This window comes from Paenibacillus sp. lzh-N1 (genome assembly GCF_002872435.1).
GTDB classification, from domain to species: Bacteria; Bacillota; Bacilli; order Paenibacillales; family Paenibacillaceae; genus Paenibacillus; species Paenibacillus polymyxa_C.
Genome location: NZ_CP025696.1, coordinates 1,259,518 through 1,281,052 on the forward strand (window position 1 = coordinate 1,259,518; position 21,535 = coordinate 1,281,052).

Below are 21,535 nucleotides of genomic sequence, written 5' to 3' on the forward strand. Positions count from 1 at the left end.
TATATTGGTGGTGACCCTATTGAGTATATCTTTAACAGCCTTACTTCTAATCGGTCTAACTTTGGCGCTGTGGATATATACGTTAATTTTTTTGCATTCTGTGATGATGGAAAGAAATTTGCTGCGGAAACTTGCCTATCAGGACCCTGTAACGGGTCTGTTCAATCGGAATGCACTTGAGCTATTTTGGAAACGAAGCAACGGCAAGGAAGCCTTTGCTATTATGTATCTTGATCTGGATGGATTCAAAGCCATTAATGACACATATGGACATCAAATCGGTGATAAGCTGCTCAGACGGGTAAGCGATCATTTACTCCAGGTAACAAACTCCCATCAGAAAGCTTTTCGAATCGGTGGTGACGAATTTCTACTCATTATGAAGGATTATGATGCCGATCAGGTCACAGTTCTGGCAGAACTGCTGCTGCAAAAAATCAGCGTTCCTTATAACATCCAGGGAATCAATCTTCAAGTTACAGGTAGCATCGGGATTACTATGCATCCTTCTCCGAAGAAGCCCCTGCCTTCTTTACTGAAAGAGGCCGATATCGCCATGTACCAAGCGAAAGGAATGGGGAGAAACCGCTATGCTGTATACCAGAGGATCAAACAGAGGCCAAACGTCAGATCATATGGTACTGCACGAGTGATAAAGTTTGCAGCTGGTTTTCGAAAAAAAACAAAGATCCAAAGTATACAACAAATGGCAGCTCTCTAACACTAACAAAAATACCCGTAACAACAAATCAGGCGGGTAAGGTCCTGTTTATCCAGGATTATACCCGCCGATAAAACATTCCTACTCCACCTTACCCTTGGCAATCAGCTTGAAATCATCAAAGTGGAATCCTGGTGCAACAACACAGGTTACCAGCACAGGCTCATCCCCCAGCGGACGTGCCGTTTGCCATACAGTTCCTGGTACGAGTGCTTGTGGATGTTGTCCTGCCTCCACATCTGCGCCAACGATAATTACCGTTTCTTCGCCAGGTTCTTCTCCGCTTCCACCCAATTTTAACTCTATAGGGCTTCCACTATGGTACAACCACAGCTCGTCAGAATGGACCACATGCCACTCGGAGAACTCACCCGGATGCAGCAAGAAATACGTAGACGAAGCTGCAAAGCGCGGACCGGAATACACATCCGGCAGTACAGGCTTCGGAATTTGAAAATTGGCCTTCCACATCTCTTTGTACCAGCCGCCTTCTGGATGGGGCTCCATGCCCAATGCCGTGACTAGCGGTGAAATAGCTTTCGTCATTGTCTATCCTTCCTTTACCCTAAATTCCTTCTTCCCTACTGTAAAACATAGCGCTGCTTTTGTCACGTTTCTCCCTCTGCATGTCGAGGTTTCATAGTTTATGTCAAACTAAATAACATTAAATTGTGGATATATATTCGTTTTCATCATATAAATAACAAATAACTAGTATAAAAACAGCCAAAAACACCTTTCACGTAAAGTTTATTGACATAAAATCTTGTTTTTTATTGTAAGCTTATAGTATCATGAGAGAAATTTCGAAATTCTAATAGAACTGCATCTTGTCATTCCGTCTACTAAGCGATGTATTCAAGTCAAAAAAGGGGTGAGCTCTCTGATCCATTTTCGCAATGTCAACAAGCATTACGGTCACTTTCATGTACTTAAAGACATCAATCTTCAGATTAAGGAGGGCGAGGTCGTTGTCATCATCGGTCCCTCCGGCTCAGGTAAAAGCACCCTGCTTCGCTGCATCAATCGTCTGGAAACGATATCTGATGGGGAGCTAATCGTTAACGATGTCCCCGTGCATGACAAAAAAATTGATATTAACGCCTTCCGCCGCAATATCGGGATGGTGTTCCAGCATTTCAATCTGTATCCCCACAAAAAGGTGATTGAGAACATTGTACTGGCACCGATGAAGGTACTGGGCATCCCGAAAGAAGAAGCTATTCAAACTGCCCTCACCTATCTGAAGCGTGTCGGAATTGAAGAAAAGGCACAGAGCTACCCCGCCCAATTGTCCGGTGGACAGCAACAGCGGGTTGCAATTGCCCGTGGACTCGCAATGAATCCGAAAATTATGCTGTTTGACGAGCCGACTTCAGCTCTGGACCCCGAAACGATCGGAGAGGTGCTGGATGTCATGCGCTCGCTTGCCCATCAAGGCATCACGATGGTCATCGTCACTCATGAAATGGGCTTTGCCCGTGAAGTGGCTGACCGCGTGATTTTTATGGACAAAGGACAGATCTTGGAAGACAGCCAGCCTGCTGAGTTTTTTCAGAATCCGGGTGAAGAACGGGCTCGTTTGTTCCTGAGCCGTCTGATTCATCATTAAACGGACTATTATTAATGGAATAAAAATTGAAAGGGGATCATTTTGATGAGAAAAAGATTTCAGTGGAGTACTTTGGTGCTGGTTGCATTATCCTGTCTGCTCGTCTTGGCAGGTTGTGGAGGCAAACAAGAAGCAGCAACGTCGGGGAATGAGTCAGCAGCTCCCAACGGGCTGGAAGCCATCAAACAGCGTGGCAAACTGGTCGTTGGGGTGAAGTACGACACCAAGTTATTCGGACTAAAAGATCCGGCTAGCGGGAAAGTCGAGGGCTTTGATATCGACATCGCCAAGGCTGTAGCCAAGCATATTTTTGGTGATGAAACCAAGCTCGAACTCAAGGAAGTCACGTCCAAAACACGAATCACCTTACTGCAAAATGGGGACATCGACGCTATTATCGCCACGATGACCATTTCGGATGAGCGCAAAAAACAGGTCGATTTCAGCGATGTCTACTTTAATGCAGGGCAATCCCTACTCGTGAAAAAAGGAAGCCCGATCACCGGTCTGGAGTCCCTGACACCCGATACCAAGGTACTCGCTGTTAAAGGCTCTACTTCCGCAAAAAATATCCGCGAAAAAGCGCCCAAAGCAACGATTTTAGAGTTCGAAAACTATCAAGATGCCTTCAACGCCCTTAAGGCAGGTAAAGGGCAAGCGCTGACGACCGATAACTCTATTCTGCTTGGCATGCAACAGCAAGATCCGAATTATACCCTAGTAGGTGGGAACTTCACAGAGGAACCTTACGGTATTGCAGTGAAAAAGGGGCAGACCGAACTGCTGCAAGCCATTAATGATACGATCAAGGAACTGAAAAGCAATGGTGAATACGATAAGCTGCATGAGCAATGGCTTGGGGTTAAACCCGAATAATGATCTTGTGAAGGAGCCGCGATTGCGTGCTCCTTCCTTTCTTAGCTCTGGATAAGGAGGTATACCCGTAGATGCTAACTTTTGATATCAACGTACTTTTCGATCATGGCGACCGTTTCAGAGAAGGCTTGCTTCATACCGTTCAAGCTAGTGTTATTGCCTTGATCGGAAGCTTCATTCTGGGGGCAATCATTGCCATCTTCCGAATTGCGCCTTTTAAATGGCTAAACTGGATCGGTACTGTCTATGTAGAGGTCATCCGCAATATTCCATTGCTGATTGTTGTACTGTTTTTTTATCTCGGTCTTCCCACTCTGGGCATCCCCTTGGACGGCTTTGTATCTGGAACGCTTGGATTGACTGTGTACACCGCCTCTTTTATTGCAGAAGCTATACGTGCCGGCATTCAATCTGTACCCAAGGGACAATTTGAGGCGGCAAGGTCCTCCGGGTTGAATTACAACCAGACGATGATCAGCATTATTTTACCGCAAGCCATTAAAATTGTACTGCCTGCAATCGGCAATCAATTCATCAATCTGGTTAAAAACTCTTCCGTACTGGCCATTGTGGCTGGACTGGATCTCATGTATTACTCGGATCTCATTAACTCAGATACCTTTCTGCCCATCACAGTCTATGCGATCACGGCGCTGCTGTATCTTGTATTGACGGTTCCGCTCAGCTTTCTTGTGCTATATATGGAGCGACGCTTGTCCAAAACATCCTAAGGAGGGAAGCCCGTATGGATTTCGGTGGATTGTTTGCATGGCCTAATGTGCGTTTTATACTGGAGGGCTTCCTGCTCACGCTGGAGGTCGCTATTTACTCTATCATATTCAGCTTCGCTCTCGGTATTGTGTTCGGCATTCTGCGCTATACCCGTATACCTGTCCTTTCACAGGTTGCAGCCTTTATCATTGATCTGATTCGCAACCTGCCCTTATTGCTCATTATTTTCTTCATCGGCATGGTTTTACCATCCATCGGATTATCGATTTCCCTCAAGTGGGCAGCCATTACAGGGCTATCAATCTTCGAGGGGGCCATGATTGCCGAGATTGTGCGCAGCGGTCTCAATTCGGTCCATAAAGGACAGCTGGAAGCCGCACGTTCCTCCGGTCTAAGCTATTCTCAAACCTTATGGCATATCATTCTACCCCAAGCGCTTCGTCGCATGGTACCTCCTATTGTCAGCCAGTTCATTTCCCTATTCAAGGATACCTCACTGGCTGTCATTATCAGTTTGCCGGAGCTGACGCATAACATTCAGATCGTCGGTGGACAAAATCAATCTTTTGTCATTCCAGCTCTGCTGTTCGCCGCTTTCCTGTACTTTGCCGTTAATTACAGTATGTCACTGATTGCTCGCAGGCTAGAAGTTCGTACACATAAAAGCACGTAGTACTCATCAGGGTTGCCACTAGTTGGAACACTCTGTTAGTACAGCTTGTATCTGTTCAATCAATCGCTTCACTGCTTCTCCCTGGTAACGGTCAGACCGATAAATCAACTCTAGCTGACCTTGGGGCACGCCACGCAAAATAGGTACCGTGCAAAAATGTGAACGATCCAGTTCGGCCGCAAGGGACTTCGTCTGTAGGGTTACGGCAAGTCCCTCCTGCACCCAGCGCAGAATTGAAGGTATAGAATTTGTTTCCAGGACGGTTGCAAAGGGATAACCGCGATCACGGAAGCACTTCTCAATCAGCTTCCTGCCGGGATGGCACTCTGGCTGCATCGCCCAGGGTACATGCCTCAATTCGTCCAGCATAAGGGAAGAACGATTGGAAAATGCATGATTTACGGGGACAATAAGACAGTAGTTCTCTGTGCGAAGAGGAAGCTGGACAAGCCTTTCATCTGTACCCGAATGTAGGGTGATGCCAACGTCCACACGGTTATCCAGCAGCTGTTCTGTTACATCAAAGGATGGACAGATGTGCAAGCTGATTTTAGGAAATGACCGATGAAAGTGGGCAAACATCTCTTGCAACGACTCCTCTAGCTCCGGTAATGCGATACCAATCCGTAAACTGCCGCGTTGCTCGGTACGCAGCTCCTCAATAGAAGCCTTCGCTTGCTGTAAATCTTTGAGCGCATGCGCACTGTGTTGCAGCAGCAGTTTCCCGGCATCTGTCATTTTAATTTTCTTGCCTGCACGGTCAAAGAGCGTCATGCCCAGTTCCTCTTCCAGCGCCTTAATTTGCAAGCTAAGCGTGGGTTGAGAGATACCGATCTTTTCCGAAGCCTTCGTAAAATGCAGTTCCTCGCATACGGCTATGAAGTATTGAAGCTGGCGTATTTCCGTCTTCCTTCTCTCCCTTCGAGAATCCCCAGAAATGTTTGCATGAACAGGTCAAAAGAAGCGCGAGATCGGATCAATCCGGTTCGCGCTTCTTCAGGTTATTGCGCTTTTTTAGATTATTGGGCTACTTCTGCTTTTTCCGCAGTTAACGTAATATTCGCAAACGCGTCTGCATCGTACTCCTTGCCGCGGGTAATATCGTAATTGGCTACCCGATTATTTACTGCCTCCAATGAGTAACGGAATAACGTCGGTACAATCGGCGCCTCCTCGCTCATATACGCCTGCCACTGATTGTATATATCTTTACGATAATTGTCGTCAAAGGCTTTTACAGACACCCCTTCCTGCAACAGCTTATCATTCTCTTCACTGGTAAAGCGCGAGTAGTTAAAGCTGGCTCCGCGTCCATACAGCCCACTAGGGTTTACATCTGTACCTGTACTCCATGCGCCGCCAAAAATATCAATGCCCGGGTCATCCTTCTGCACACGGTCATAGAAGGAATTGAACTCCAGCAGACGACCGTCCACCAGTTCGACATGAAGCCCGACATCCTTCCAATTTTGCAAATAAAACTTAGCCAGCGATTCGGCCGTCGCATCCCCGCTCATTGCTGCATAATGGAGCACCAGTTCCTTGCCCTTAGGGTCTTCACGGTATCCATCTCCATTGGTATCCACATATCCTGCCTCGTCCAGCAGCTTTTTCGCCTTGTCTGGATCATACGCAATGCCCTTCGCATTCACATCATGGTATCCCTTGAAGGCGGGCGGGATCAGGGATGTCGCAGGAGTCCGAAGCCCATGATAGAGCTGCTTGCCAACCTGCTCATTATTCAGCGCGTAGCCAAGGGCCTGACGCAATGACTTGTTCGCCAGCTTGGCGTTCGGGTCCATGATATTTAGACTCTTGGCCTGATCGAATTTGCCCAGCTTAAAGCCTACATAGCTATAAGACAATTCCTCCTGACCGAGAAACTGTACATTTTTCGGATTACTGGCCTCATTGTAACGGGTGGTCGGATAGCTGGCCCAGTCGATTTCTCCGCTTTTCAACGCCTCAGTAATGACATTCGGATTCACAACCTTCAGATGAAGGCCATCCAACTTGGGCGCACCACGGAAATAATCTTCATTTTTGACGAATTCCACAGATTCACCTGTGACCATAGATTTAATTTTGAATGGCCCATAGCCAATCGGATTTTTACGGACAGGGTCAGATCCAGCCATATCCTTTACGGGAATGTTCCGGAATACCTTCTTCTCCAGTGGTGTGGACCAAAGTCCCGACTTTACCGAAGGATTAGGTTCCTTAAAATGAATGGTAACCTCTTTCTCATTCAGCACCTTGACGCCAGAAATGGTCTTGGCCTTGCCGGCGTGATAATCTTCCATACCTACAATGTTGGTCATAAAACTATCATAACGTGGACCTTCATAGTCTTTGTGGCCGATCACTTCATAGGAAAAAGCATAGTCCTCTGCCGTTACGGGATTACCATCTGTCCAGTTCAGCTTGGGATCAATTTTGACAGTCACCGCCTTATTGTCTGCGGAAAAGGAAATCGTCGCCGCTCCTTTATCGTCAATATTCAGATTGGAATCAATCGAAAACAGGGAAGGGTAGAAAAACTGGAAGACTTCAAAATCCGGATTTCCATCATAAAATACAGGATTCAGAATACCTTCAAAAGGGGTATCGGACACGAGTGCATAATTGATGATGCCGCCCTTAATCGGGGGGTTATCGTTCTTGACCGCCTTTGCCAGCGCAGTCGCATTCACCTGCTTGCTGTCGGCCCCTGATCCACCTGTACCGTCAGACGATTTTGCTCCATTCGAAGCGGAAGGCGAGCCGCTGCATGCAGCCAAAGAAAGCACCAAAATGGCAGATAGAACAGGCAGAATTCCTTTTTTCCAGCGTTTAACCATTGTAAACCCCTCCTTGTTGTTGTCCTTATCCTTGAGTTTCGGTTTAACCCAATCGTTGTTTGGCATCAGTGGCACGTTTGAGCGCCTGACCGATAAAGTTGATTGCCAGCATTAGCACCAATATAAGCAGTGAGGCAGGCAACCACATCCACCAGTTGTTCTGCAATACATCCGGGTCATTCGCATAACTCACCAGTGTCCCCAAGCTCGGAGTAGATTCCGGCAAGCCAAAGCCGAGATAGGAAAGCCCGGTCTCGATCCCGATATTTCCCGCAAGACTGAGCGTCAGATTAACAATCACAACAGAGCTGAGATTGGGCAGCACACCCAACCAGATGATCTTCCAATTGGGTGTGCCAAGGGTTTTGGAAGCCTGCACGTAGTCCAGTTCCCGCTCAGACAGCACCTTGGCCCGGATCAGGCGCGCTTTTCCAATCCATAAAAAGGCAGTCATAATAAAAATAAAGGAACCTATGCCGCTTTTGGGCACAATGCTGACAAATACGATAACCAGCATCAAGAATGGAAGCACCAGGATAAAATCAATGATTCGCATGATGATGTTATCAACCAGTCCTCCATAAAACCCAGCCAGTAAGCCCAGCGTCAAGCCGATGGCGGCGGATAACAAAGTAATCGTAAAGCCAATGGTAAAGGAATTGCGGGCCCCAATGACCAGCTGGCCGAATATATCCCTGCCCGCTCGGTCCGTACCCAGCCAATGCACTGAACCGGGAGCTTCGCGGATCGCACCCAAATCGACCGTCGTGACTACATCCTGATTGACAAACAGGACAGAGGCATATATAAAAATCAAGAACAGAGCCACAAATCCAACGGAAATCAAGGCCATTTTGTCACGTACGAGTTCACGACGCAGTACAGACCAGCTAGACGGTGATTTACGAATGATTTCCGGCGAGAAGACTTCCTCCACCTGCATAGACACCATAATCCCTCCTTTTCTCTAGATTTGTTCTCTATTCAATTCGAATGCGGGGATCGACCTTGCTTAGGATGACATCAGATAAAAGGGTCCCTAATAGTGCCAAGAAGCCGGAGATCATGACCAGCGCGTTCACAACTGAAAAGTCCCGTTGGGTGATGGACTGAAGAAATAGCTGTCCCAACCCCGGATAACCAAAAATAGATTCTAGGAAAACGTTGCCCGCAATCACACCCGTCAGGTCGTAGCCCAAGAAAGCAGCAATGGGTAATAAAGAGTTTTTGAAAATATGACGGGAATAGATCTTTCCTTCGGGTACCCCCTTGGAACGCGCCGTTTTCACAAAATCCTTCAGACGTGTGTCAATGACCTCATTGCGCAAATACTGAATCGTAGCCGTTGTACTGAGTAATGCGCCTGTAACCGCCGGTAGAATGAGGTGATATGACTTATTCACGTAATATGACCATGTCCCCGGCTCTACACCTACATCCACACTGCCGCTGGTTGGAAACCAGCCAAGCCTGAACCCAAACACGTACAACAACAGCAATGCGAGTATAAATAGAGGTGTCGCAAAGCTGAGATAGGTATACCCGACCACGGTTTTATCCAGCAGACTATGCTGATAACGACCGCTGAGTACTCCCAGCGGAATGGCGATCAGATACGTTAGAACCAGAATCAGAACACCCAGAAAGAACGTGTTCCCCAAACGACTGCCAATCAAATCGGTAACGCTAATTTTATGTACATAAGATTTGCCCAGATCACCATGAGCAAGCTGGACGAGCCAGTTCCCATACTGCACCCACACCGGGTCATTCAATCCCAGTCTTTGCCGCTGTTCTTCCAGTGCAGCCGGATTTAGATTGGGAGTTGAAGTGATGAGCCCTGTCAGGGCATCCCCTGGCATAGCCTTAGCTAGGAAAAATATAAGCACACTCAGTGCAAAAAGTTGAGGGATCATAACCAGCAGCCGGCGCATTGTAAATTTCCACATATTCTGTCCCCCCTTATGGTAGCGCGACTTGATGGGATGAACTTACTGACTTTAGTGCAAACGGCTTTCCACTCGCGTCTAGATGTTTGGGCAGCTCTGACTTGTAAGAGGATAAAAGCTTTTGCCTTTTTTGAGCATTTTCCAGCCGTTTCGCAGGATCGATACTGGGAATGGTGGCAATAAGCCGCTGGGTATACAAATGCTGTGGACGCTCATAAATATCTTGCTCGCTCCCCTGTTCCACTAAGCGACCTCGGTACATGATGCCGATTTGGTCGCACATATGGCGGATAATCCCCAGGTCATGACTAATGAACAAATACGTCAATTTGAACTCCCGCTGCACATCCTTCATAAAATTAAGCACCTGTGCCTGCACAGAAACGTCAAGCGCTGATACGGGCTCATCTGCAATAATCAGTTTTGGGTTTAATGTCAGCGCACGCGCAATCCCGATCCTTTGCCGCTGTCCCCCGGAAAATTCATGCGGATATTTGTAGGCCGCATCAGCGTTCAAGCCAACCTTTTCCAGCAGCATCTGTACTTTCCGCCGTTCTTCCTCATTACTCAGCCTTTCAAAGTTTCGCAGTGGTTCAGCAATGACATCCAATACGCGCTTGCGCGGGTTAAGCGAAGAATAGGGGTCCTGAAAAATCATCTGAATGTCTCTACGCAGCGGATGGCGGTTATTACGACTCAGAGCCGTAAGATCCTTGCCATTAAAAAGAATCTGTCCGCTCGTCAGCTTATTCAGGCCGATAATCGTTCTTCCTGTCGTCGTCTTTCCACAGCCGGATTCTCCTACTAGCCCGTATGTTTGGCCTGCCTCTATGCTGATCGACACGCCATCCACTGCTTTTACCTGATCAACGACACGCTGGAAAAAACCGCCGCGCACCGGATAATGAACCTTCAAATCATTTATCTCTAGTAGTGCCATGAGCAGCCTCTCCCTTTGTCTCATCTTCAAAATGAAAATGCTGGTAACATGTACAGCGGACCCAATGGCCGGGAGAAATTTCACTTAATCGGGGATGGTCTTCATGCATTCTCTGCTGAATCCAAGGAATACGCGAAGCAAAGCGACAGCTATTGCGAGGAATATCTTGCAAGGAGGGAACAATACCACCGATGACATGCAGCGGTTCTCCCTTGGTATGCGATCCCGGCATGGAGGCTAGCAAGGAACGCGTATACGGATGCTGCGGATGCCGAAATAATTCAAAAACATCTGCGCTTTCCACGATTTCTCCGGCATACATGACCACCACACGGTCGGCTACTTCGGCCACAACGCCAAGATCGTGCGTAATCAGAATAATTCCGCTTCCAGTCTCCTGTTGAAGCTGTTTGAGCAAGTCAAGAATTTGCGATTGAATGGTTACATCGAGCGCAGTAGTCGGCTCATCTGCAATAATAAGAGAGGGTCGGCAAGCTATGGCAATCGCGATCATCACACGCTGGCGCATCCCTCCTGAAAGTTCATGCGGATACTGTTCATACACACGTACGGGGTTGGGTATATCCACGCTTTCCAGTAGCTCCAGTACACGTTCCCTTTTTTGCTTCGTAGATAGGGACGTATGATAATCGAGATTTTCCTCGATCTGCTTACCAATGCACATTAACGGGTTAAGTGCTGTCAGCGGGTCCTGAAAGATCATGCCAATGCCCGCTCCGCGGATTTTATTCATTTGCCCTGAGGAGAGACGGATCAGATCCGTGCCTTTAAAAAGAACCTTTCCTTCGACACGTGTTCGCTCCATGTCATGCAGTTGTGGGATCGAAAGCGCCAACGCGCTTTTGCCACAACCGGATTCTCCGACTACAGCCAGCACTTCATTGGGATTGACCGTCAGATCCAGATGGTCGACTGCGGGGTGATATTGATCCTTGATGCGAAAAGATACGGATAATCCCTTAATCTCCAACACGGGTTTGATATTCAATGCGCGCTTCCTCCATTCTCCATGGTCTTGTCCCGCTTATTCTCACCATGTTTGATGTTTAAAACCTCTCATGAACATTACATACCGTTTTTGTCGGAATAATTTGAATACATCCTATCACCAGTATATGGATATATCAATTAAGATTATGCTATCAACATCATTTAAAAAATCAATGATCCAGCAGTAGCGCGACTTTCCTGGCACAAAATGTAATCAAATAACCAACCACAGGTTAATTTTCATCACAAAAAAGCCGTTTGATCCCCTACAGAGGATCAAACGGCTAACTAGCACCCAACCACTCACACTGAATTCTTTACGTTTATTACGAAGCCGCTCCATAAGAGCCCGACTTGAACGTTTTTGGATCGTACCATTTGTAGCCTGCTGCTGGAGCAGACCAAGGCTCGGGTTGCGGTTCTGTGGAAGCCGCAGGCTCCTCAAACGGCAGAAGCTTCGTCGGTTGATCCAGCGTTAAACCTGCCACATCGGATAATTTGGTGTAGTCCTGCTTCCACGCAAGCCATTGGACCGTTTGCACCAGGAAGGTGGCATCGTCCACTTCCTTGAAACCATCATATGTCTTTTTCGACTGTCCGTTTTCTTCACGCGCATATTTCGGTGTAGCATCTTCTACAGGGGAAGAATCACCGATAAATGCTGCCTTGCCTTGACCTACCTTGGAGATCGCAGCATAAGGCCCTTCCGCACGGCCTCCACCGTTATAGACACCTTGGTCTACAGCATTGCCCCATTTTTTCGTACCTGTAGGGATATAGGCAATTCCTTTGGCTTTGGTAGGATCAATAATAGCCAGCGTAGATCCCGCATGTATGGCAATCGAGCGTACACCCTTGGTAATGCCGAAGGATTGATCTGCGGCTACAATGTCCGTAGCATTCACGTCGCCAAGTGCATTGTAACGGAAACGAACACCAAAGTTGGTCGCCAGCCAATCGGAGCTAGTTAACCCCTGCATCGCCGGTGATGCTGCTTCTTCTGTAGTCATCCCTTTGGCCGGATTAGTATAGGCTCCACGACGGTAGCCATTCATAACCTCAGAGGAATCCCAACGGTTTTTGTTACGGTCCGCATTATAGTGGTCGGAGATGAAGAAAACACTTCCCCCGTTATTCACATATTGCAGCAGGGCAGCCTGCTCGGATGCCTTAAAGGCAACATTCGCTTCACCGATGATGAACACATCATATTGGCGCAGCTTATCATAGGTTATGGCCTGTTCTCCATAAGTAAAAGGAATGGGACGGTTCAGTTGGTCCACTGTAAAACCTACATTACGCAGTCCATTGGCAAAGTCGGAGAAGGCGCCTTCAATGACCCAATCTGCTGCCCCAGCCGTCTGTGCGTGCGTATTATCGAACAGCACCTTTTTGCCTTTGCCATCCGGCAGTGTAGTACCGGGTTGACCCGGATTTCCAGGTTCAGGTTCGCCAGGTTCACCTGGTTCCCCCGGCTCGCTTCCGTTCACCAGTTCAACAGTGCTTGGACTTTTCACTCCACCAAAATTATTGTAGGCGCCAAGTGTACCCGTCACACGGATTTTGCTGCCAATCAGCTCAGGATGGCCTGTTAGCCCAAATTGCCCTCTGTACGCTGATGTCAGCTGTACATCCAATAGATTAGACGTGCTTCGTTCATTGGCCTGGTCGGCAATCAGTACGTTAAAATCATTCGCAAACGGAGAAGAAAAATTAGCCGTTTTCGATCCGGTAGCATGTCCGACGATGTAACCTTCCACCGTCACTGTGCCTCCACTGCCTTGGCGCTGGAGTGCCTCGGCTACTGTCAGTGCTCCCTCCGCTTTGACCTGACCGAATGGAACGAAGATCCCGATCAGCAGCGATACGATCGCTGCCAGATGCAGCACCCCTTTCAAGCGTGAACCTGTGAACCGCAAGCCTTTTACCATACGTCAATATCCCTCCTATAATTTCATAAATGTAATTGTCCTCTATCAGATTAGCTATCAATCTTCTAATTCCTTCCTGATTTCATCCATAATTATGTAAATTTTATTCTTATTTATCGGAAACTCGCTTGTTTATGTAAAAATTGAACCCTGCGATTGACACCGAGCACAGCATACATTACGCTAAGAAAGATATGTAGAACGGTATACGCGAATGAAGATGACGGGAGAGTCTGTCCAGGGGCTTACACGCTGGCGGCACCGAAGGAGCAAGACGCCAACACCCGGCTGGCGGATAATCTCTCAGGTCCATGTATCGTCATCTGACGCAACTCTGGAGAGAGCGCAAGCCACCCAAGGGGTAAGGCGGTAAGGACACCGTACGAAACTCTCAGGTAACGAGGACAGAGATAAGGGAAACTTCCTTATCCTGTCCTTTTTTGCGCTCACATTGTACGTCAGCATTAGGAACCGTCATAGCCGCGCAAAAACGCGGAAATACCATATACTATGGTACTAGAACATATAGGGGGCCACACCATGCGTTTCAAAGATGTATTTTCCATTATCGGTCCGGCCATGACCGGACCTTCCAGTTCACACACTGCAGGCGCGGTGCGGCTTGCACGCGTTGCCCGTCACTGGCTCGGGACGCAGCCTGACCGTGCCCGCATGACACTGTACGGCTCCTTCGCCGACACATACAAAGGACACGGTACAGACCTGGCGCTCATCGCAGGACTGCTCAATTACGATACAGACGACCACCGAATTCCAGATGCCGAGCAATGGGCGGAGCAGGCCGGGATGATGGTGGAATTTGCCGTCAGCGGACTACCCGCCCCCCATCCGAACACCGTCCGTTTTGAGCTGTGGAAGGGTGAGGATCAGCGTACACTGCTGGGTTCCTCCATCGGCGGTGGCAGCATCCATGTCCAGCAGCTCAACGAATTCCGAGTCAACCTGACCGGAGAGCTGTCTACGTTGGTGCTTCTTCACTCGGATAAGCCCGGTACATTAGGTGCGGTGACTTCAGCGCTCGGCGCTGCTGACATTAACATTGCCTATATGCACGTGGATCGCAAAGGTCGGGATGGAGAAGCACTTACAGCTATCGAAACGGACAGTCCTCCTACAGCTGAATTAATCGCAAAACTACAATCCTTACCACATATGTACGAAATTAAAATGATTAATTTGAAAAAAGGAGCTGAATCTGATGCGATTTAGCCATCTGCATGAAATCAGCGCTATATGCGCTGAGGAATCCACCACGATTGGCCGCCTGATGATTCAAGAGCAGGTACAAGAGACGAATACAACGGAAGAAGAAATTTTCCGCCAAATGTCTGATTATTATGAAGTCATGAAAGAGGCTGTTCATCGTGGTCAGACGCAAGACACCGTATCCCGCAGTGGATTAACGGGCGGCGACGGCAAGCGCTTAGCCGAATATCTGCGGACAGGGGAAACCTGCTCCGGCGATGCCTCCGCGCTCGCCATGGCTTATGCGCTCTCCGTGTCGGAGGTTAATGCGTCCATGGGGCGCATTGTCGCCACGCCCACTGCAGGTTCATGCGGAGTCATCCCCGGTGTGTTCATTAGTGCGCAGGAGCGGTTCGGCTGGGATGATGAGCATATGGTGCACGGCTTGTTCGCAGCCGGAGCCATTGGCTACGTCATCGCCAACAATTCCTTCATTTCCGGCGCGGAGGGAGGCTGTCAGGCTGAGATTGGTTCAGCCATCGGGATGGCCGCTGGCGCTATGGTCGAGCTACGCGGTGGCACACCTGAGCAGGCCGTTCACGCCGTAGGCCTAGCGCTCAAGAACACGCTCGGTCTGATATGCGACCCCGTCGCCGGACTCGTCGAGATTCCGTGTATCGTGCGCAACGGGCTGGGAGCCGTGACCGCACTTGCCGCAGCGGATATGGCTTTGGCGGGTGTGCGCAGCGCCATTCCGTCTGACGAAGTCATTGACGTGATGCTTGAAGTCGGCAGCGCAATGCCGTCAAAGCACCGCGAGACCGCCAAAGGCGGCTTGGCCCAGACCCCCACTGGCAAGCGTTTGACCGAATCACTTACTCGCAACACATCGGTCAAAAAGCATAAGCCATAATTGGGGTAACCTCCTCTGTATTAAGAAGCGAGTACGTCCCTTAAAAATAAAAGAGCAAGCATGCCGTCCCTAGACGTATGCTTGCTCTTTTTCTTTTCAGACGGTTATAGATTACTGAACGGCTACCTGTACCTTCGTCATTTTACCAGCATATTTTACTGTAATTACAGCTTTGCCCTTACCCTGTGCTTTAATGTTACCGTCTTTGACGGTCGCAACGATAATTCTGGATGAGGACCAGACAGCCGGCTTGGAAACATCCTTCTCCGACTCATCCTTATACGTGGCTGTAGCCGTAACCTTAGCCAGCTGCCCTGCCTTCAAAGTCAAGGCGACTTCGTCCGTTTGCAGATATTTAAGCGTATCAACATCAACAGGCACGCTGATCACCTTACCGCCGAACTTCGCCTGAATGTTAGCTTTACCGTAGCTGACCGCGGTAACCTGACCCTTTTTGACGGTGGCTACCTTATAATTGGACGTTTTCCATTCAGCTTGAGTTGTAACATCCTTTTCTTTACCATCACTGGATTTAACCACAATCGCAATCGTTTTTTGATCCCCGGATTTCAGTGATAACGCAATGGCATCCGCTTCAATCTTTTGCGCTACGTCTACTTCTACCGTAAATGTAATGGTTTGCTTGCCATATGAAGCAGTGATCGTTGCCTTACCGCTAGCATTCGCTTTGATCAAACCTTCGCTAACTTCAACTACTTTTACATTGCTAGTAGTCCAAGTGGCGTCCTTGGTTACGTCTGTTTTTGTACCGCCACTCTTAACGCCTGTTACTTTCAGCTGCTTCGTTTCCTGAGCACCGAGTGCAATTACGCGCGAGTCTGTTTCCAAACGGTCTACAAGGCCCACTTGTACGTTTATCGTCAGTTTTTTGCCGTTATAGGTTGCTGTAATAACCGCTTTACCGGCCGCTTTACCCGTAATCGTTCCCTTGGACACAGAAGCAATATCTTCCGCACTTGAAGTCCATTCTGCATCCTTTGTAACATCTTCCTTACGCCCGTCCGCATAAGTAGCCGTCAGAGTCGCAGTATAGTCCTCATTAATATCTATCGTTGCCGTTTTAGAGGACAAAGATAGATCACCAGGTACGTTTACGGATACGGTAGCTGTGGCTGTTTTGCCGCCATAAGAAGCTGTGATCGTTGCCTCACCTGTTTTATAACCTGTGACTTCTCCCCCGCTGACAAAAGCGATATCTTCATTACTGGACTTCCACTCTGCTTTACTTGTGATATCTTCTTCCGTCCCTGTTACATAGGTTGCGGTCAGCTTGAGCTTTTTGGATTCCTTAGCATTCAAGCTGAGCTTGTCCTCGCTTAAATCCAGAAATCTAGAGGTTTCAACATCTGTCTTGATCGAAACCGTCTTATCTCCGTACTTAGCGGTCACTGTAGCCGACCCCGCTCCAATGGCCATAATCGTTCCTTTATTCACTGTTGCAATTTTTTCATCGCTTGATGTCCAAGCAGCTTTATCTGTGATATCTGTTACCGTACCATCCGGGTACACAGCAGATACCTGTATTTTTTTTGATTCATCCAAACGGAGAAAAATGTTGGTTTCGCTGGCTTTCAGCTTATTCGTCTGATCCACATCCACCGCAATCGTAGCGGACATCGTGCCATATTTACCTGTGATTGTCGCCTTCCCTGTGCTATAGCCGGTAATAGTGCCTTTCAGAACATCTGCCACGGCTGTATTGCTGGAGCTCCACTCGGCAGACTCTGTAACATCCTGAGTCGATCCATCCGGGAACGTGGCTGTCAATTTAACCTTCTCCGTATCTTTTAACAAAAGAGAAACCTCTGATGTACTGGCATCCAGCCGTTTAACCTGCTCTACCTGTACAGCAATCGTTACGGTCTGTTGTCCATATACAGCCTTAATATTAGCTGAACCTGCTCCCTGAGCAGTAACTAATCCGTTGACTACAGTCGCTACCTTCTGATTATCCGAAGTCCAGGTCGCATCACCTGAAACCTGAGCTGTTGTATTATCACTGTAAGTCGCTGTCAGATCAATCTGTCCTGTGCCGCTTGAACGCAGGCTCAGGCTTTGTACACTGGATGTCAGCGCCTTAACCTTTTTCGTTACATGTACCTGAACCGATTGTACCTTCTCCTTATAGGTCGCAATCACGGTCGCTTCCCCTTCAGCTTTGGCTGAAACCGTACCGTTATACACCGTAGCGATAGCTGTATTATCACTTTTCCAATCTGTGCTTACGGTTACATTGGAGGTTGTCCCATCGCTATAAACAGCCGTTGCCGTCAACGCAGCTGTATCCCCCTGTTGCAAAGTTACCTCGTTAGACGAAAGGACAATCTTGGAAAGCACCGCTTCTGCTGCAGATGCAAACCCTGCATATGATGTAAAACTTGAAATCAGGATGACCAACGCCAGTAAACCGGACCATCTATTCTTCAAAATCTAATTCCCTCCTATTTTCAAAGCTAAAAATTAAGGATTTCGCAAAATCCCTACACCTACGTTTTATGTCGTCATATGGAAAAGAATAGTTTAGACTTTAGAGAAAATTTGGTCCTTATTAACTAGAATCGGTACTTTTACAGACAGCTGTAAGCTGCTGCACGAATTCTTAAATGGTGGTACTCTTCCATATTGGGATCAAGCTGATGCATATAAACGACGGAGAACTGTTCGCTCGGATCTATAGAAACCCAGGTGCCTGCCATTCCCGTCCAGCCAAATTCTCCAATCGAGCTGTTTGCATGCCCAGCCGCTTTGTCCATTAACGTGCGTACACCCAGTCCATAGCCATAACCTGTATGGTATGAATTGGTGAAATCCGATAGTTGAGCTGTATTCAGATGATTTGTACGCATTAAATCAATGGTTTTTCTCCCTAATAAGTTCACACCGTTTACCGTGCCGCCATTTGACATCATTTGTGAAAATGTGAGGTAATCTTTGACTGTCGAATATAAACCTGCGCCTCCACCTTCATATATAGCATCTGGCTGATGATATTCATCCAGGAAACCCTCAATTTTTTCAAGTTTTCCGGAGTCTGTCCGTTGGTACATGGAAGCCATCCGCGATTCAATATCTCCACGATAACGGTAACCTGTATTGTTCATTCCAAGCGGATCAAAGATTTCATCCTTCAAAAATTGCCCTAATGATTTACCTGAAATGACTTCAATAAGACCAGCAACAAGATCATGGCCATATCCGTATAACCATCGTGTTCCTGGTTCAAATGCAAGCGGAACTTCAGAAAGCGCTTTAATTTCTGTGCGCAGGTCATATTTCCCCTGCTTCTCCTTTAATGCTGTAATGACCTTATGCATAGCTTTTCCTGTTTCTGAAAACTCAGAAGCATACGGAATTCCTGCACTCATATTGAATATATGCTTAATCAAAATAGGGTTATCCGCCTTATCAATGTAGGTGTGTCCGTTAGGAGCAGTTTTGAATACATACGAATTACGATACTCAGGTAAATATTCATACAAAGGCTCATTCAATAAAAATTGTCCGCGTTCGTATAGCATAAGTGCAGCCGCACATACAACGACCTTTGTCATAGAAAACAAGCGATACACGGTATCTTCAGTAATCGGTTTCCGAGTTTCCACATCAGCATATCCATGATACCCTTCATACAACACTTGACCATTTTGTGCAATGGCACAACCACACCCTGCCGGCCCATTCGCTAAGAATCGTTGCAATAGCTGATCTACCTTGTCAAAACGAGACATTTTCATCCCTCCTATTTTCCTTCAAAAGAAACAAGCTTCCCCTCACGCTCTAATTCCTGTTCCAACAAGCTCAACCTGATTCCTTGTAAGCGCTTATTCCCTTGCATCTATTTTAACGGTAAACTTGGTAATTACAAAGATGATTTGTCATAATCAGATAGCTTTATACCAACAACTCTGCCACCGTCTCTTTCCAGCGATTGATCACCGATTCCGGCTCCTTGAGGCGAATTGTGACACCTGTCAAGATATCCGCATATTGAGCCGAATCTTCTCTGGCTGCAAAAACATGGGCCGCAAATCGCTCACGTACATGCTTGGCTCCGGGTAAAGCAGGCAGATGTTTCAGCGACAACCGCACATAATGCGCCTTTCCCCCGGTGAACACCGCAAGCGTTGCCTTCCCAGTACGGATCATGTTGCCTGTCGTGGTCGTACCCGGCCATAGGGCCAGACGCAAATTTCCCTCGTCCAGCGCTACAACCTCGCCCACACTAATCATCGCTATGTGCGGCCACTGATCTTCTGTAACCGTCAACAGCATCATTGCTTCTTGTTGCTTGTGCTCCAACTCCTTGCCGTTCAGCAGCGTGAACAGCTCCTTACCGATCCTTGGCGTCTGCATGAAGTATAATCCCCTTTACATTTGGCCTATAACTTCAAAATACCATAATTTACGGCTACTTACGAACGACCCTATATCCGCTCTGGAATAGGAGGAACATGAGCAGCATCCGGAATATCTTGGGGGTTTACCTTGAACGCCGATTTATACTTTGCTGGATCCGTAATGCTATCCGGTTCTGAGGTTCGCCATGTGAACAGGCATACAGGGCACAACAAAACCTCCCAGGCACCTTTAACCGGCGAATGGGAAACGACTTCTGAACGATTGGACTCACAACGGGGACAAATATGCATCTGTCAGCACTCCTTTAATCTTTCTTTGTTTTTAAAAATATTTAGCGAAGCATTTGGCTCAACTTTTTCTCCCATTCCGCTACACCCAGCGGGGAATCGAGCGGCTGCGAGTAATGGCCTCTAATATCCGGTGCTACAGGTGTCGTCGCATCCAGTATCATTTTGTGCGTCATACCTGCCGGATCAGAGCCGGGGTCAAGCGGTAAAATAGACAAGCCAGGAACAATGACAGCATCATGCTTTGGATGAAGCTTGGTGGATAAAGCCCACATGACTTGCGGCAGATTGAACGGATCGACCTTCTCATCCACCACAATCACCAGCTTACAATACCCCAATCCATGCGGAGTCGTTAACGCACGTATTCCCACAGCCTTCGCAAAGCCGCCATACCGGGTTTTCGTGGAAATAATAGCGACCAGCCCATGCGTATACATGGCATTAACAGCTACGATTTCATTAGGAAAAGCATCCTTAAGCTGCTGAAACAACGGTACACTTGTATTCACACCGATCATATAATCCGTTTCCGTCCAAGGCATCCCGATGTACAGATGCTCAAAGATAGGCTGTTTGCGGTGATATACACGATTAATCTGAATGACTGGCATCGCGCGACCGCCAGAATAGTGACCTGTGAATTCACCGAATGGACCTTCATACTCACGTTCACCTGCTAACACTTCGCCTTCCAAAATGACCTCGGCTCCCCAAGGCAGATCCAGGTCTGCATCCTTCGCTTTGACCACACGATAAGGCTCACCCTGAATGGCGCCCGCCATCTCATATTCGGATTGATCGTACAGCAGCGGCGTAGAAGCAGCCGTTGTAATCACAGGCTCACATCCGAGGGCAATAGCCACCTTCAGATTTTCGCCACGCTCCTCAGCCTGACGGATATGGATCGCAATATCATGCTGTGGTACAGGCTGGATGCCCAAACGGTTCTTGCCTTTCACCTGCATCCGGTATAAGCCGACATTTTGCTTACCGTAGGTGTCCGGGTCATCCAGATCGCGTGAAATTAGAATTGCTTTATCCAAATAAAACCCTCCGTCCCCCTGATTCAAACGAAACAATGGCAAAATATCAAACAAATTAATATTCTCCGTAATCTCGACTTCATGAAAAGGAGCGGCTTCTTCCCGCTTCACGGGCACCGGAAATTGTTCATAGCGTCTGGCAAATTCAAAAAACTGCTCCTTGAGCGGCGTATTTTTGGGCATTCCCATCATGAGGGCATGATTGGGCCAGGAGCCCATCACATTCATTGCAATACGAGCATCCGTATATCCATAGATGTTGTTGAAAAAGAGAGCAGGCGTCTTATCTCCAAGATTGTTTAATGCTCTGTTAGCTGCTGCGAGGTCCGGCTCCGGCTTTACCTCATCGCTGATCGTGAGTAATTGTCCCTCCTTTTCCAAGGTGTGTAGAAAATCGCGAAAGTCTTTATAAGCCATC

At 47.8% G+C, this 21,535-nt stretch carries 20 protein-coding genes, 1 pseudogene and 1 riboswitch; of the genes and pseudogenes, 7 read left to right on the top strand and 14 right to left on the bottom strand.

Features of this window, described 5'->3' with window-relative positions:
- The first annotated feature begins 10 nt into the window (after nucleotides 1-10).
- A complete protein-coding gene (locus C0638_RS05700; RefSeq protein WP_233902321.1) occupies nucleotides 11-721 on the top strand; it encodes a GGDEF domain-containing protein in 711 nt (236 codons plus the stop codon).
- 81 nt (nucleotides 722-802) lie between these two features.
- Here C0638_RS05700 and C0638_RS05705 read toward each other — a convergent pair whose 3' ends face one another.
- Nucleotides 803-1,267 carry a cupin domain-containing protein gene (locus C0638_RS05705; protein ID WP_013369054.1) on the bottom strand — a complete coding sequence of 155 codons (465 nt, stop codon included), beginning with the start codon at nucleotides 1,265-1,267 and terminating at the stop codon, nucleotides 803-805.
- A 328-nt stretch (nucleotides 1,268-1,595) separates the two neighbouring features.
- On the opposite strand from C0638_RS05705, the gene C0638_RS05710 reads away from it, so the two are divergent.
- From C0638_RS05710 to C0638_RS05725, 4 genes are all read left to right on the top strand, one after another.
- Nucleotides 1,596-2,333, top strand: coding sequence for an amino acid ABC transporter ATP-binding protein (locus tag C0638_RS05710; protein WP_017427181.1), 738 nt, complete (start codon nucleotides 1,596-1,598; stop codon nucleotides 2,331-2,333).
- A gap of 45 nt (nucleotides 2,334-2,378) precedes the next feature.
- Nucleotides 2,379-3,209, top strand: a complete 831-nt coding sequence (locus C0638_RS05715) for a transporter substrate-binding domain-containing protein (RefSeq protein ID WP_025679588.1) — start codon at nucleotides 2,379-2,381, stop codon at nucleotides 3,207-3,209.
- A gap of 71 nt (nucleotides 3,210-3,280) precedes the next feature.
- The gene (locus C0638_RS05720) at nucleotides 3,281-3,940 is read left to right on the top strand and encodes an amino acid ABC transporter permease (protein WP_040102312.1); all 660 of its coding nucleotides are present in this window, start codon (nucleotides 3,281-3,283) and stop codon (nucleotides 3,938-3,940) included.
- Nucleotides 3,941-3,954: 14 nt separating this feature from the next.
- Nucleotides 3,955-4,614 (top strand): amino acid ABC transporter permease, encoded by a 660-nt coding sequence (locus C0638_RS05725; RefSeq protein WP_058711602.1) that lies wholly within the window; start codon nucleotides 3,955-3,957, stop codon nucleotides 4,612-4,614.
- 18 nt (nucleotides 4,615-4,632) lie between these two features.
- On the opposite strand, the gene C0638_RS05730 is transcribed toward C0638_RS05725, so the two are convergent.
- The 8 genes and pseudogenes from C0638_RS05730 to C0638_RS05760 all read right to left on the bottom strand — a co-directional run bounded on the left by C0638_RS05730 (nucleotide 4,633) and on the right by C0638_RS05760 (nucleotide 13,285).
- Nucleotides 4,633-5,388, bottom strand: a complete 756-nt coding sequence (locus C0638_RS05730; RefSeq protein ID WP_233902286.1) for a LysR family transcriptional regulator substrate-binding protein — start codon at nucleotides 5,386-5,388, stop codon at nucleotides 4,633-4,635.
- A gap of 6 nt (nucleotides 5,389-5,394) precedes the next feature.
- Nucleotides 5,395-5,553 (bottom strand): annotated as a pseudogene (locus tag C0638_RS26020) (LysR family transcriptional regulator); the annotation flags it as partial.
- A gap of 80 nt (nucleotides 5,554-5,633) precedes the next feature.
- Nucleotides 5,634-7,454, bottom strand: coding sequence for an oligopeptide ABC transporter substrate-binding protein (gene opp4A, locus C0638_RS05735; protein WP_040102315.1), 1,821 nt, complete (start codon nucleotides 7,452-7,454; stop codon nucleotides 5,634-5,636).
- A gap of 43 nt (nucleotides 7,455-7,497) precedes the next feature.
- On the bottom strand, nucleotides 7,498-8,397 hold the full coding sequence (locus C0638_RS05740) for an ABC transporter permease (RefSeq protein WP_419185413.1): 900 nt from the start codon (nucleotides 8,395-8,397) through the stop codon (nucleotides 7,498-7,500).
- Nucleotides 8,398-8,434: 37 nt separating this feature from the next.
- Nucleotides 8,435-9,403 carry an oligopeptide ABC transporter permease gene (gene opp4B / locus C0638_RS05745; RefSeq protein WP_025679579.1) on the bottom strand — a complete coding sequence of 323 codons (969 nt, stop codon included), beginning with the start codon at nucleotides 9,401-9,403 and terminating at the stop codon, nucleotides 8,435-8,437.
- Between the two features lie 13 nt (nucleotides 9,404-9,416).
- The gene (locus tag C0638_RS05750) at nucleotides 9,417-10,343 is read right to left on the bottom strand and encodes an ABC transporter ATP-binding protein (protein WP_025679577.1); all 927 of its coding nucleotides are present in this window, start codon (nucleotides 10,341-10,343) and stop codon (nucleotides 9,417-9,419) included.
- A complete protein-coding gene (locus tag C0638_RS05755) occupies nucleotides 10,321-11,352 on the bottom strand; it encodes an ABC transporter ATP-binding protein (protein ID WP_013369043.1) in 1,032 nt (343 codons plus the stop codon). Before C0638_RS05755 ends, C0638_RS05750 begins: the two co-directional genes overlap by 23 nt.
- Before the next feature lie 328 nt (nucleotides 11,353-11,680).
- On the bottom strand, nucleotides 11,681-13,285 hold the full coding sequence (locus C0638_RS05760; protein ID WP_058711600.1) for a DUF6359 domain-containing protein: 1,605 nt from the start codon (nucleotides 13,283-13,285) through the stop codon (nucleotides 11,681-11,683).
- Between the two features lie 214 nt (nucleotides 13,286-13,499).
- Nucleotides 13,500-13,614: riboswitch (glycine riboswitch) on the top strand.
- A gap of 211 nt (nucleotides 13,615-13,825) precedes the next feature.
- On the opposite strand from C0638_RS05760, the gene sdaAB reads away from it, so the two are divergent.
- Nucleotides 13,826-14,515 carry an L-serine ammonia-lyase, iron-sulfur-dependent subunit beta gene (gene sdaAB, locus C0638_RS05765; RefSeq protein WP_058711599.1) on the top strand — a complete coding sequence of 230 codons (690 nt, stop codon included), beginning with the start codon at nucleotides 13,826-13,828 and terminating at the stop codon, nucleotides 14,513-14,515.
- Nucleotides 14,505-15,404: an L-serine ammonia-lyase, iron-sulfur-dependent, subunit alpha gene (gene sdaAA, locus C0638_RS05770; RefSeq protein WP_058711598.1), complete on the top strand. Its 900-nt coding sequence runs from the start codon at nucleotides 14,505-14,507 to the stop codon at nucleotides 15,402-15,404. Before sdaAB ends, sdaAA begins: the two co-directional genes overlap by 11 nt.
- A gap of 111 nt (nucleotides 15,405-15,515) precedes the next feature.
- Here sdaAA and C0638_RS05775 read toward each other — a convergent pair whose 3' ends face one another.
- The 5 genes from C0638_RS05775 to C0638_RS05795 all read right to left on the bottom strand — a co-directional run bounded on the left by C0638_RS05775 (nucleotide 15,516) and on the right by C0638_RS05795 (nucleotide 21,534).
- The gene (locus tag C0638_RS05775) at nucleotides 15,516-17,852 is read right to left on the bottom strand and encodes an Ig-like domain-containing protein (RefSeq protein ID WP_058711597.1); all 2,337 of its coding nucleotides are present in this window, start codon (nucleotides 17,850-17,852) and stop codon (nucleotides 15,516-15,518) included.
- A 140-nt stretch (nucleotides 17,853-17,992) separates the two neighbouring features.
- Nucleotides 17,993-19,153: a serine hydrolase domain-containing protein gene (locus C0638_RS05780; RefSeq protein WP_058711596.1), complete on the bottom strand. Its 1,161-nt coding sequence runs from the start codon at nucleotides 19,151-19,153 to the stop codon at nucleotides 17,993-17,995.
- 163 nt (nucleotides 19,154-19,316) lie between these two features.
- The gene (locus tag C0638_RS05785; protein WP_058711595.1) at nucleotides 19,317-19,778 is read right to left on the bottom strand and encodes a hypothetical protein; all 462 of its coding nucleotides are present in this window, start codon (nucleotides 19,776-19,778) and stop codon (nucleotides 19,317-19,319) included.
- Nucleotides 19,779-19,849: 71 nt separating this feature from the next.
- Entirely contained in the window at nucleotides 19,850-20,074 is a 225-nt protein-coding gene (locus C0638_RS05790) for a non-oxidative hydroxyarylic acid decarboxylases subunit D (RefSeq protein ID WP_016818874.1), read from the bottom strand.
- A gap of 41 nt (nucleotides 20,075-20,115) precedes the next feature.
- Nucleotides 20,116-21,534, bottom strand: coding sequence for a non-oxidative hydroxyarylic acid decarboxylases subunit C (locus C0638_RS05795; RefSeq protein ID WP_058711594.1), 1,419 nt, complete (start codon nucleotides 21,532-21,534; stop codon nucleotides 20,116-20,118).
- Nucleotide 21,535: the final 1 nt, after the last annotated feature.